We start from the raw sequence: 12,984 nt of genomic DNA, 5'->3' as shown, positions 1-12,984 counted from the left end.
GTTCAATAAGAATTCTGGGCTGTGTGTGCTTTATAGAGACGGGGGTGCGGACAAATCTTGGACCGCTATGCCGAAAAGCCAAGATGACGTCTATACTCCATCGGACTGAGCCCACCCAGTGACAATCTAATGCGTTTTTGATTGTACCAATTGATATAGCAATCCAGCTCCAACTGGAAAGTTTCAAGGGAAACACTTACCCAAGATTGGCCATAAAATAGTTCGTTTTTCAGCCGGCCAAAGAAACCCTCACGAGCTGCGTTATCTGGGGAACAGCCTTTCTTCGACATCGAACGCGTAAAACCAGCCTGGTTCATTCGATCAATCCATCCAGGCCAGCGGTAATGGCAACCCCTGTCTGAATGAATGATCGGACAGCAATCCTTGGGCAGATCTGCAATTACCTTGTCCAGCATAGTATTGACCAAATCCGCGTTTGGGTGAGAACTAGTTGTCCATCCTACCACCATTCCATCGAAGCAGTCAATCATGGCAGAAAGATATAATTTCCCCGTTGAAAGGCCAAATTCTGTGATATCCGTCAGCAGTTTTTCATATGGTCGATCCGCATGGAAATTACGCGAAATGACGTTTTCCACTTCTGGTGTGATTTCCCACATGTAAGAGCTGTATTTCCTTTTTCTGGGGATAATAACAACCAGATTTTCCTCTTTCATGATCCGCTGGACAATTTTTTCCGAGCGTGCAATTCCCTCGCGTTTTAGCGCCAGATGAATCCTTCGATAGCCATAGACCGCTCTGTTTTCATGGAAAAGGGCTGTAATTTTTTCCCGACAGGACAGATATTTGTCCGGCCTGTTCATTGCAGCTTTCTGATAATAATAGCTGCTTTTGGCCATCTGGAAGTGGGTCAGCAGAGTCGACAGTGCATATTTCTCCTTTAAGGCGTCGATTATCACTGCCTTTTCACGGTTTCTGAGTGCTGTCAGATCGACGCCTTGGTCTTTTTTTAAGACTGCAATGGTCTATTTCAGAACATCTACTTCAAACAACAGATTTTGAACCTGTGCTCGAAGCGCCTCCATTTCCTCAGATTGCGGCAACATATGATTCTGGGGTAATGGTTCTCTTGGTATGTTTTTCCTCTTTGCTATCAGACCGACCATCCCATACTTTAGGTAGTTCCTCCGCCAGACATAAATGCTCATGCGGCTATAGCCAATTTCTCTTGATACATATTCTACATCTTCACCCAGTTCAAAGCAACGACGTAGTATTTCATATTTGAATTCTGCAGAAGGATGCCTTGGATGCTCTGGTGTGTTGCACCGATGCTCTGCATTTTCAGAAACATCTGTTGTGCGGCCATGCCTGTTTTCCAGTCCGGCTTTCCTGCGCTCGTACCGACGATAAAGTGCCGATTCGCTTGGGTATCCCAACTGCCGGATTACCGCAGTGATTGATCCCAAGCGCGCATACTCCTTTAAAGCGCGCTTTTCTTGCTCTTTTGTGTACATAAAGTTGCCTCCTTCTGGAGTCCAACTTTTCCTCCACACCCCCCAACAGTTCCCAATGCTGTGTAAACTCCATTTGGAATACAAATGGAGCAAAATTTATTTGTGGTGGCAGCAGACTTGTCTGGCTGCCGGTAGCGTCAACAGTTGGGTCTGTTGATATAGGTAAAATATGGGCTGAGAATATGATTTCTCAGCTCATATTTTACCTTTGCCAACAGGCCCCTTATTGTACTTGATCGCTATTTGTGACAAAATATTGATAAGGTACAATAGATAAGGTACAATAAGTATTGCAAATTAAAAAGTAGATAAAAATAGACATGGTTTGCAGATCTCTGGTAGAATGAAGTCGCGATACACCATTCGAAAGGAGATAGTAAACCATGTCTGAAAAGATTGTACAGCTAAACGAGGAAGTAATCAAGGGTCAAATCAGAGAGCTGGTGCGAGGTAGCGTAGAGGAAACCCTTAACGAGCTGCGGGAGGCCGAGGCGCAGAAATTGACTCAGGCAGCCCGGTATGAGCGCAATGAGCAGCGCCAGGGCTATCGCAGCGGCCACTATAGCCGCAACCTCACCACCACTTCCGGAGATGTGACTCTCAAGGTGCCCAAGCTCAAGGGTATCTCTTTTGAGACTGCCATCATTGAACGGTGCCGTCGCCGCGAAAGCAGCGTAGAAGAAGCCCTGAACGAGATGTACCTGGCAGGCGTATCTGTCCGCCGTGTAGAAGACATTACCGAGGCCCTGTGGGGCAGCAAAGTCTCTCCCTCCACCATCAGTGAATTGAACAAGAAGGCGTATGTCCACATTGAGGATTGGCGCAACCGCCCCTTGCAGGGTGGACGTTATCCGTATGTCTATGTGGATGGGATCTATCTGCGCCGCAACTGGGGTGGAGAGTTTGAAAATGTAGCAATTTTGGTGGCGATTGCGGTCAATGAGGATGGATACCGTGAGGTATTAGGTGCTGCTGAGGGCATGAAAGAGGACAAGGACAGCTGGGGCAGTTTCTTTCAATGGCTCCGTGGCCGAGGTCTGGACGGTGTGCAACTTATTGTTGGCGACAAATGTCTCGGTATGCTGGAGGCTGTGGGCGAAGTATTCCCCGAAGCCAAATACCAGCGGTGTACCGTCCACTTTTACAGCAATGTGTTCTCCGTTACGCCTCGCTCCAAGGTGAAGCTGGTAGCCAAGCTGCTCAAGGCAATCCACGCCCAGGAGAGCAAGAAAGCAGCCCGAGAGAAGGCCAAAGCTGTGGTAGAAGAACTGCGTGCTATGAAGCTGAAAGAGGCGGCTAAGAAGGTGGAGGAGGGCATTAATGAGACGGTTACCTATTGCGATTTCCCCCAGCGAACACTGGATTCACATCCGAACCAACAATGTCATTGAACGGTTGAATCGGGAAATCCGCCGCCGCACCCGTGTAGTAGGTAGTTTCCCCGACGGTAACTCTGCTCTGATGCTGGTATGTGCCCGGCTGCGCCATGTGGCCGGCACCCAGTGGGGCAACAAAAAATACATGAATATGAAGCATCTGGAGACTGCTGCTGAGGATGCCTCCATTGCTGGCTGACTTCATTCATGCCAGAACTGCAAACCAAAGTGCGAAAAACTGTTGACACTACTAAAATATTCGGTTTTTTTCCTTATTTTTGCAGAAAAATATTGACGTCTAAGGTGAAGTGAAATGAAAATTTTTTCTGCCGGGACGGTGTGATTAGAGAATTTCTGCGCAAAACAGTATAAAGTTTTCTGTTTTTTTAGATCGGATTTGCGTTTTTGTCTATAATCTGGTATAATTTGAAAGAAACAGAATGTATGATACCTTTGCATCTCCTGCAGGGGAAGCAATCTACTCCATACGGGAATAGAGAAGGGGTGATACCGTGAGGCGAATCAAACAAATTCTGGGGCTTGCCCTGACTGTGTGTATCTGCGTATCCTGCACCGTGGCGGTGCGGGCCGGGATGGGGCAGAAGACCGTGGTTCGTGTGGGGTTCCCTATGCAGTACGGTATCTCCTATCTGGATGACAACGGCAAATACGCCGGATATATGGTAGACTATTTGGAACAGCTGAGCCTGTACACCAACTGGGATTATGAATACGTCACGGTGGATGGGGATTTGAATACCCAGATTGTCACCTTGATGGAAATGATGTTGGACGGCGAAATCGATATGATGGGTACGATGAACCGTAGCCCGGAATTGGAGGAGATTTTCCTCTATCCCAGTTACAGCTACGGCACCACCTACACGGCTTTGACCGTCCGAGAAGACTCAGCGTGGGTTGAGGACGATTTTTCCAACTGGAACGGCATGAAAATTGCCACTTCAGAGGAGCAGACTCAGCGCATGGAGCAGTTGGAGCAGTTCGCACAGCTCAACGATTTTACTTATGAAGCCGTTCCGTATGATTCCATGGCGGATGCCATAGAGGCGGTGCGATCGGGTGAGGCGGATGCCACCTTGCAGGTGGACATTGCCATGTTGAATAATTTCCGCAGTATAGCACGGTTTTCTCCTACACCGTACTACTTTGCCTTGTATCGTGAAAACCACCAGTTGCTGCAAACGCTTAACACAGCCCTGTATAATCTGAATCGGGCTTATCCTCACCTGCAAACGGAGCTGTACGATGAGTATTTTTATTCCTATGGTCACTTTATGCTGTCGGAGGACGACAAGCGGCACATTGCCCAAATGGGTACATTGAAGGTGGCGTTCTGCGACGGCAACGCGCCGCTGCAATACGTCAAGGACGGGAAGGTGGGCGGCATGGCCGCCACGTTCTTTGAGGAGTTTGCAAAGGCCACAGGATTGCAATATGAACCGGTCATTGTGGATTCGTGTGCCCATGGTATCGAATTGATTGAGGCCGGAGAAGTGGATTTGATTGCCTGTGCGGCCAGCACCTCCAGCTATATCGCCGTGGACGGTATCCAGTTCTCCCTGCCGTATTTCAGCGGCAGCAGCCTGCTGGTTTCTTCGCCTATGGCTACCGATCCGGCGGACTACGACACCCAGCGGTTTTATACCAACACCCAGAAGGTCCTCAACAGCCTGCGAAAAGGGGAAATGGGGTATGCGCGTTTGGACACCTACTCGGTCAACTACTATCTCCAAAAGAAGGTATTGTATGATGATCTGAAGGTGGACTGGTCCAGCAGCAAGAATGTTTCCTATTGTGTGGGTGTCACCAGCCGGGTCCCCAGCGAACTGCTGTCCGTGTTTAACCACTATATCAGCGCCCTTACGGATGTGGAAAGTCAGAGTATGTTCTACCGTGCCGTGTCGGAGAAGGTGGAATATACCTTTGCGGAATGGCTTTATGTATATAAGTTCTATCTGATCGGGGCCGCTGTCGTGCTGGGACTGGCAGTTTGCCTGTGCTTGCTCTATCGGTACGGCAAGAAGGCGCGACACGAGATGGCGTTGACGCAGCAGCAGCTGGAACAGCTATCCCGCTATGATGCGTTAACCGGTGCCTACAATGGCGGAGAATTTCGTAGCATGTTGGGGACGGCTTGCAGTCAGAAGATTCCCATGGTGCTGGTGGCGTTGAATCTTCGGAACTTTAAATATATCAATGAGACATACGGTATGTCTACGGCGGACCAATTCCTATGTGGGATCAAACGTTGTCTGGACAGCATCCAGCAGCCCGGCGAGTTTTTCTGCCGCCAATCGGCCGATGTGTTTTATATTGCACTGCGGGAAACGGAGCCGGGAAAGGCGATGGCTCGCATTGAGATGCTGCAAAATCGGATTCAGCGGACGGCAACCACGCTTTTGGGGCAGTATCCTGTTTCCATCTATTGCGGTGTTGTGCTGACGGCGGCAACGCCGGAGCCCTTCTCTGCGTCGGCTAAGCATAATTACATGATGGCGGCTCTGGCCCAGGCCAAGAAAAGCCAGAAAGAGAACGTTTGCATCTATGATCAGAAGCTCCATAAGGCTGAGCAGACCCGGCTCTATGCGGAGAGTAATATGCACCGGGCGCTGGAGCAGGAGGAATTCCAGCTGTATTTGCAGCCGAAAATCGACCTCACCACCGGCCTGTTGACCGGCGCCGAGGCCCTGGTACGCTGGCAGACTAAGGACCGGGGGATGTTGTTCCCCGACCAGTTTATCCCGCTGTTTGAAGAAAACGGGTTTTGCGTCCAGCTGGATCTCTATATGGTGGAGCATGCCTGTAGGCAGCTGCGGCGCTGGATGGATGAAGGAATGGCGCCAACCAATATTTCTGTCAATCAGACCCGGCTGTTGTTTGCCAGCGAGGGATATGTAAACAAACTCCTGGCCATTACGGAGAAATATGGCATATCGCCGCAATATATTACGCTGGAAATTCTGGAAAGTTTGGTTCTGGACCATGTGGACCACATCAATGCCTGTATTGAAGAATTGCGTGCAGCGGGGTTCCGAATTTCCATGGATGATTTCGGCAGTGGCTATTCCTCACTGAATACCCTGGGACGGCTGAAAATTGACGAATTAAAACTGGATCGACTGTTCCTTATGGGGGCGGCCAAGGACACGGATGGCAGCCAACGCAAGATCATGGCCTGCATTTTGGAACTGGCGAAACAGCTGCACATCAGCACGGTGGCGGAGGGCGTAGAGACCCGGGAAAATGAGCAGATGATGGTGCAGCTTTGCTGTAATTATGGCCAGGGTTACTATTACAGCCGACCGCTGACCATTGAGGATTTTGAGCGGGATTTCCTAGAGCCGTATTCTCAGCACGTCCAGGCTGGTGTCCGTTGAGGACATGATTGCGATAAACAGTATACAAGGGGCGTGACGCCGGTAATGCGTCACGCCCCTTGTATCGTGCATAGATATCATTGGCGTTGCTACAGCGCTTTGGGGGCGCTGTTTTCATAGGTGACGTACTGAAATCGGATGCCATTTTCCTCAAAAATCTCCGACTGCTTCATGATATGCCAGTTGGGCAGCTGGTCCAGATTGGGAAAGAACCGGTCGGCCGCCGGAGCGGCAAAGGTTTTCGTCACCTCGGCCGTCCGGCAGTAGGGGAGCAGCAATTCATACACCGACGCGCCGCCGATGACCCACAGTGTTTCCTGTGGAATGGATCGGCAGCGGTTCAAAAGGCTGTCCAGATCGTGGCATACCGCAGCACCGGGAATGTCCAGGGTGGTGTTGGTGCTCAGTACCAGATTGTCACGATGTTTCAGGGGCTTGCCGCCGGGGAAGGTGGCAAGGGTTTTGCGGCCCAGAATCACCGTCTGGCCGGTGGTCAACTGACGGAACCGCTTCAAATCGGCGGAAATGCTGACCAACAGCTCATTTCCCAGTCCGATGCCCCAGTTCTCTGTGACGTTGACAATACAATTCATGCAGATACCTCAAATGGCGACGGGGATTTTTTCCGAGAAGGGAGAATACTGATACCCCTCCAGGGAGAAGCTGTCCACGGTGAAGTCGTAGAAATTGTCAATGCTCGGGTCCATGATAAACTTGGGCGCCGGGAAGCTTTCATTCTGCAACATTTTTTCCACCATGGGGACATGGCGGTCGTAGATGTGGCAGTCGGCGATGACGTGGACCAGTTCGCCCACCTGCAAGCCGGACACCTGGGCCATCATGTGGGTCAGCACGGCGTACTGGACCACATTCCAGTTGTTGGCTGCCAGCATGTCCTGGGACCGCTGATTCAAAATGGCGTTGAGGGTATTGCCCGATACGTTGAACGTCATGGAATAGGCGCAGGGATACAGGCCCATTTCGTGCAAATCCTCGAAGTTGTAGATGTTGGTCAAAATTCGACGGCTGTGGGGATTGTGCTTCAAATCGTACAGTACCCGGTCCACCTGGTCAAACATGCCTTCTTTATATTGGTGCTTTACGCCCAGCTGATAACCGTAGGCTTTGCCGATGGTTCCATTTTCGTCGGTCCAGGAATCCCACACATGGCTGTTGAGCTCTGAAACCCGATTGGATTTCTTTTGCCAAATCCACAACAATTCGTCGATACAGGATTTGAAGGCTGTCCGCCGCAGCGTCATAATGGGGAATTCCTCGGCCAGATTGTAACGGTTTACCACGCCGAAGGCTTTAACCGTATGGGCCGGGGTGCCGTCCTCCCAGTGGGGGCGCACGTCGTAGTCCGTGTCCCATACCCCATGGTCCAGAATTTGCCGGCAGGTGGCTCTATAGATATCGTCTGCTCTGCTCATACCATCCCTCCAAAAGTCAGTTTTTCCGAGTATACCATGCCGGCAGTGCCGGAATGGTATATCGCCATACGTTTCGGTTGCCCCGTCCAGGGCGAGAAAAACGGCTTGAAATTAAGGTAGAAAAGCCGCGTGCGGCTATTATATCACAGATTGTGTCACCGGTCTATCTTGCAAGAGATTCAAACAACTGTTATAATACAATAGATTTTAGATAAAGGAAGTTAGTTATGGAAGAACAGATGCAGACGTTTCAGGATCTCGGCCTGTCCGACGAGATCCTGCAGGCCCTGGAAAAGCGGGGATACGGGTATCCCACCAAAATCCAGGCCGAAGCCATCCCGCCTCTGCTGGCGTGGAAGGATGTGATTGCAAAAGCACCCACGGGCACCGGCAAGACCTTTGCTTTTGGCATCCCTCTGATTGAGCACATCGACGCGGAGAGCGACGATCTTCAGGGGCTGATTCTGGCCCCCACCCGAGAACTGGCCCTGCAAATCGGCGACGAATTGCGGAGCCTGCTGACCTATTATAAGAACATCCGCGTGGCGGTGGTCTACGGCGGGCAGAAAATCGACACCCAGATCAAGGCCCTCAAGAAGAACCCCCAAATTGTTGTGGCCACCCCGGGACGGCTGATGGATCATTACCGTCACCGCAACCTGCGGCTGGATAAAATCCACACGGTGATTCTCGACGAGGCGGACCGGATGCTGGATATGGGATTTTTTAAAGATGTCACCGGCATTCTCGACAAAATCAAGAACAAGAAGCATATGGGCTTGTTTTCGGCCACCATCTCCCAGGAGGTCATGACCGTCAGTTGGATGTACCAGCGGGACGAGGTGGAAATCACCGTCCGGCCTGACGCGGAGAACAAACCGGATATCGACCAGTATGCCATCACCTGTTCGCCCTTGGCCAAGACGGAACTGACGCTGCGGCTGCTGCGGACTGTGGCCTGTGAACGGGCGATTATCTTCTGCAACACCAAGGCCATGTGCCAGCGTCTCTCCGACGACCTCAAGCGGGCTGGTGTCAGCGCTGAGTGCATCCACGGCGATATTCGACAGCAGCAGAGAGAAAAGAACATGCAGGCGTTTCGGGACGGCAAGGTGGCCGTGCTGATTGCCACCGATGTGGCCTCCCGCGGCATCGATGTGGACGACGTGGACTGCGTCATCAACTTCGACGTGCCAGAGGAGAATGAGTATTATATCCACCGTATTGGCCGTACCGGCCGTGCCAAGCGCAAGGGCATGGCGTGGTCCATTCTGGGGACTTTTCCGGAGCAGGCCAAGCTGGAGGAGATCGCGAAATACTCCCATTTCAATATCCAGAATATGAAATTCGATGATGAGGGCAATCTGGTCACCTACGAGGTGAAAAAGCCCCCTGTCCGGAAGCGGTATCGCTGATGACGGCGGCGGAGCGGGGATTGGTGCTGCTGTGCTGCACCCTGGGCGACAGGGCTGCAAAGCCCCTGACCATGGCGCAGTTTCGGGAGCTGAGCAGCCGCGTGCAGACGGCGGAGCGGCAGGGCGTACCCGATGATCCAGTGGATGAAACGCTGCTGGAGCGATTGGGCTACAGCGGCGATATGGCCCGGCGGATTGTCTACCTGCTGAACCGGGAAACGATGCTGGAGACGTATCTGGAGGACGCGCTGGAGGTGGGCTGTTATCCGGTGACCCGGATCAGTCCGTCCTATCCCCAGACACTCATCCATAAACGGGGTGCGTCCCGTCCGCCCGTATTTTTCTGCGTCGGGAATGATCGGCTGCTGCAAGGCCCATTTCTCAGCGTGGCCGGAGCCAGAAGAGCGGGGGAAGCGGCCCTGGAATTTGCCGGTCAGCTGGGCCAACTGGCGGCACGCACTGGGCGGGTTCTCGTCACCGGCGGCGCTGACGGCGTCGACTGGGCGGCGGCGGACGCCTGTCTCCGGGCCGGAGGCAGTACCGTTGCCATGATTCCCGACGCCCTGTTGGACCGGGCACACCTGGCCGGGGAACACCATCTGCTGTGCAGCGAGGGCGGCTACGATCTGCCCTTTACCACCCCCCGGGCCATGATGCGCAACAGTTATATCCATCAGATGGGGGAGCAGACCGTGGTGGTCCAGGCAGCCTTCGGTAAGGGCGGCACCTGGCACGGCGCTGTGGAGAATCTGCGCCGCCGGTGGTCTCCCCTCTATGTATTCGATGACGGCTCTGCTGCGGCCCAGGCATTGGTGCAGCAGGGCGCCGTCCCCATCCGTGATGTTATGGCGCTGGACCATGACGCATAAATCTGTACCATTCTGAATCTCATAACGGAGGTAGTATTCATGTGTGGAATCGTTGGATATGTGGGTAAGGAACAGGCGGCACCCATTCTGCTGGACGGCCTGCAAAAGCTGGAATACCGGGGCTACGACTCCGCCGGCGTCTGTATCGGCAACGGGAACCAGCTCCAGGTGGTCAAGGCCAAGGGGCGTCTGGCCCATCTGGCTGAACTGACCGACGGCGGAAAGTCTCTCCACGGTACTGTGGGCATCGGCCACACCCGTTGGGCTACCCACGGCGCACCGTCCGATGAAAACAGTCACCCCCACGCCGCCGATCAGGGCAAAATTGTGGTGGTTCATAACGGCATCATCGAAAACTACCAGAAGCTTAAGGAGATGCTCCAGGCAAACGGGAAGCGGTTCCACTCGGAAACCGATACGGAGGTAGTGGCCAATCTGGTGGAATATTTCTATGACCAGGGCTTTGACTTCAAAATGTCGGTCCGTAAGGCCGTGGAGCGCATCGAGGGCAGCTATGCTTTGGGTATTCTCTGCCGCGACTATCCAGGCACCATTATCGCCGTTAAGAAAGATTCCCCGCTGATTTTCGGTTTTGGCGATGGCTGCAGCTACATTGCCTCCGACGTACCCGCTATCCTCAAGTATACCCGCGATGTGGCGTACCTCAACGATGGAGACATGGTGATTTTTACCGACCACGACGCCCTGTTCTTCGATGGGGCGGGGGACCCCATCACCAAGACGCCGGAACACATCACCTGGGATACGGAGGCCGCCGAAAAGGGTGGTTATGAGCACTTTATGCTCAAGGAAATCCACGAGCAGCCCAAGGCCATCCGTGATACCCTGTCGCCCCGGATGAAGGACGGAACAATCGTTTTGGACGATATCACGCTTACGGCAGACTATCTCAAGAAGTTGCGCCGCGTCTATGCTGTGGCCTGTGGTTCGGCGTACTATGTGGGTGTTCAGAGCAAGTATATCATTGAAAAGCTGTGCCAGGTGCCGGTGGAGCCGGTGTTGGCTTCGGAGTTCCGCTACGCCGATCCGGTGCTGGGGGAGGATACTCTGGTGCTGATTATCAGCCAGTCCGGCGAGACTGCCGACACGCTGGCTGCTCTGCGGCTGGCCAAGGAGAAAGGGGCCCGGACGCTGGCCATTGTCAACGTGGTGGGCAGTTCCATTGCCAAGCTGGCCGACGACGTCATCTACACCTGGGCCGGTCCCGAAATTGCCGTGGCTACCACGAAAGCCTATTCCACCCAGCTGGCTGTGGTGGATTTGCTGGCCCTCTATATGGCCCAGTGCCTGGGGACCGTGGAATCCGAGCGGTTCAATTCCCTGTATGGAGAACTGCAAAGCCTGCCGGAAAAGGTGGAGCAGGTCCTGGACACCTCGGTTATCGAGAAAATCCAGTACTACGCCTCCCGCTACTTCAACAACCGGGATGTGTTCTATATCGGTCGCAATCTGGACAGCGCCACCTGTCTCGAGGGCAGTCTGAAGCTCAAGGAGATCGCCTATCTTCACTCGGAGGCCTACGCCGCCGGTGAGTTGAAGCACGGCCCCATCTCGCTGATCGAGGACGGTACGCTGGTGGTAGCCATCGCCACCAACCGGGCACTCTTTGACAAGACCATGTCCAACGTCAAGGAGGTCAAGGCCCGTGGCGCGGAGGTCCTGGGCTTGACGGTGCCCTCCTGTGAGGAAGAGATTCACAAGACTGTGGACAGTGTGGTGCTCATTCCGGAGACCGACACGCTGTTCCAGCCGAACCTGTCCATTGTGCCCCTCCAGTGCTTCGCCTACTATGTGGCGCTGATGCGGGGCTGCGACGTGGATAAGCCGAGAAATCTGGCAAAATCTGTCACAGTGGAATAAACAAAAACTGCCCATGGATTCCGTCTGGACTCCATGGGCAGAATTATAAAAAATTACCAATGATGAAACACAGAATTGGAGGCATCCTATGTTTGAAGGATTTCGACCGGAAACCATTGATTTTTTGTGGGGTATCCGGTTCAACAATGAAAAATCCTGGTTTGAAGCGCATAAACAGGAATATGTTGACTATTTGTATAATCCCATGAAGGAATTGGCGGCGGCAGTGTACGAGCCGTTGCAGGCGGAGCCGGGTCTGGCGCTCCATGTGTCGCGAATTTACCGGGATGCCCGGTATGCCCACGGACGGCCCTACAAGGACAGTCTGTGGTTCAGCGTCCGCCACGACAGCGAAGCCTATTGGGCGGAAAAGCCGTGCCTGTATTTTGATCTGAATCCTGAGGGGTACGGCTTTGGATTCGGCGTCATCTATCCTAGGGCAGAGGCCATGAACCGGTTTCGTCAGGCGGCGGCAGAACGGCCGGAGGCATTTTTAAAGCTGGTGGCAGAGACGGAAGCGGCAACGGGCTTTTCCGTTTCCGGCGACTGCTATGTACGGAAAAAGCCCTGTGACGACCCGCGGATTGCTTCAGTGTACCAATGGAAAAATCTGCTCTGTCACGGACGATATCCGGTGGATGAGGCCCTGTATCAGCCGCACTTGGCTTTGCAGGTACGGGAGGCGTTCCAGGGATTGCTCCCGCTGTATCGGTATTGTATGACGATTTTCTGAAATCAATTGCGCCGCCGGAATATTCCGGCGGCGCAGGATAGAGCATGCTTAACGGTCGTCATGGCGAGGGGAGTTTTTGACGACTTCAATGGCCTCACAGATGGCGGCGACAACATCAGCCTTGTACTGTAATTCGTAACCGCTGATTTTTGCCAACATTTGCCCTTTGCGGGTTGCCACATAGCGAGGCGGCACGTGATTGAGGGCGTAGGCTACCACATCGGATGTGCAGGCGTCGCAGGTACAACAGTCCCGAACCTGCATCATCGTAATTGCGTTTTGCACCACAATATCCTCCATAAGATTTCTGTATTCCAATGCCATGACAAGACCCTCCCAGGTTCAATTTCCTGAGTTCATTATACCGGCATTCGACGAAAAAAACAATTCCTAAGTTTTCA

10 protein-coding genes and 1 pseudogene are annotated in these 12,984 nt (G+C 53.0%); 6 read left to right on the top strand and 5 right to left on the bottom strand.

Annotation, left to right across the window (positions count from 1 at the left end):
• Positions 1-65: 65 nt before the first annotated feature.
• Both ACTQ33_RS08810 and ACTQ33_RS08805 read right to left on the bottom strand, forming a co-directional pair.
• The gene (locus ACTQ33_RS08810; RefSeq protein WP_441464159.1) at positions 66-983 is read right to left on the bottom strand and encodes an IS3 family transposase; all 918 of its coding nucleotides are present in this window, start codon (positions 981-983) and stop codon (positions 66-68) included.
• Positions 984-986: 3 nt separating this feature from the next.
• Positions 987-1,478, bottom strand: a complete 492-nt coding sequence (locus ACTQ33_RS08805) for a transposase (protein ID WP_441463976.1) — start codon at positions 1,476-1,478, stop codon at positions 987-989.
• Positions 1,479-1,861: 383 nt separating this feature from the next.
• Here ACTQ33_RS08805 and ACTQ33_RS08800 point away from each other — a divergent pair.
• A pseudogene (locus ACTQ33_RS08800) lies at positions 1,862-3,053 on the top strand (IS256 family transposase).
• A 313-nt stretch (positions 3,054-3,366) separates the two neighbouring features.
• Positions 3,367-6,252 carry an EAL domain-containing protein gene (locus tag ACTQ33_RS08795; protein ID WP_441463974.1) on the top strand — a complete coding sequence of 962 codons (2,886 nt, stop codon included), beginning with the start codon at positions 3,367-3,369 and terminating at the stop codon, positions 6,250-6,252.
• An 89-nt stretch (positions 6,253-6,341) separates the two neighbouring features.
• On the opposite strand, the gene ACTQ33_RS08790 is transcribed toward ACTQ33_RS08795, so the two are convergent.
• On the bottom strand, positions 6,342-6,845 hold the full coding sequence (locus ACTQ33_RS08790) for a dihydrofolate reductase (protein ID WP_441463972.1): 504 nt from the start codon (positions 6,843-6,845) through the stop codon (positions 6,342-6,344).
• 9 nt (positions 6,846-6,854) lie between these two features.
• Positions 6,855-7,685, bottom strand: coding sequence for a thymidylate synthase (gene thyA, locus ACTQ33_RS08785; RefSeq protein ID WP_441463970.1), 831 nt, complete (start codon positions 7,683-7,685; stop codon positions 6,855-6,857).
• 227 nt (positions 7,686-7,912) lie between these two features.
• Between thyA and ACTQ33_RS08780 the strand changes: the two genes are divergently transcribed.
• The 4 genes from ACTQ33_RS08780 (at position 7,913) to ACTQ33_RS08765 (ending at position 12,583) form a co-directional block, all read left to right on the top strand.
• Positions 7,913-9,100: a DEAD/DEAH box helicase gene (locus ACTQ33_RS08780; RefSeq protein ID WP_441463968.1), complete on the top strand. Its 1,188-nt coding sequence runs from the start codon at positions 7,913-7,915 to the stop codon at positions 9,098-9,100.
• Positions 9,100-9,969 carry a DNA-processing protein DprA gene (locus tag ACTQ33_RS08775; protein WP_441463966.1) on the top strand — a complete coding sequence of 290 codons (870 nt, stop codon included), beginning with the start codon at positions 9,100-9,102 and terminating at the stop codon, positions 9,967-9,969. The genes ACTQ33_RS08780 and ACTQ33_RS08775 overlap by 1 nt, the downstream gene beginning before the upstream one ends.
• 39 nt (positions 9,970-10,008) lie before the next feature.
• Positions 10,009-11,850, top strand: coding sequence for a glutamine--fructose-6-phosphate transaminase (isomerizing) (glmS, locus tag ACTQ33_RS08770; protein WP_441463964.1), 1,842 nt, complete (start codon positions 10,009-10,011; stop codon positions 11,848-11,850).
• 88 nt (positions 11,851-11,938) lie between these two features.
• On the top strand, positions 11,939-12,583 hold the full coding sequence (locus ACTQ33_RS08765; protein ID WP_441463962.1) for a DUF2461 family protein: 645 nt from the start codon (positions 11,939-11,941) through the stop codon (positions 12,581-12,583).
• A gap of 48 nt (positions 12,584-12,631) precedes the next feature.
• On the opposite strand, the gene ACTQ33_RS08760 is transcribed toward ACTQ33_RS08765, so the two are convergent.
• A complete protein-coding gene (locus ACTQ33_RS08760) occupies positions 12,632-12,907 on the bottom strand; it encodes a late competence development ComFB family protein (RefSeq protein WP_441463960.1) in 276 nt (91 codons plus the stop codon).
• Positions 12,908-12,984: the final 77 nt, after the last annotated feature.

The sequence above is a fragment of the Candidatus Avoscillospira sp. LCP25S3_F1 genome, assembly GCF_052117125.1.
Taxonomy (GTDB): domain Bacteria; phylum Bacillota; class Clostridia; order Oscillospirales; family Oscillospiraceae; genus Avoscillospira_A.
The sequence above is the reverse complement of the archived record's forward strand: the minus strand, read 5'-3'. Positions and strand labels throughout refer to the sequence as shown.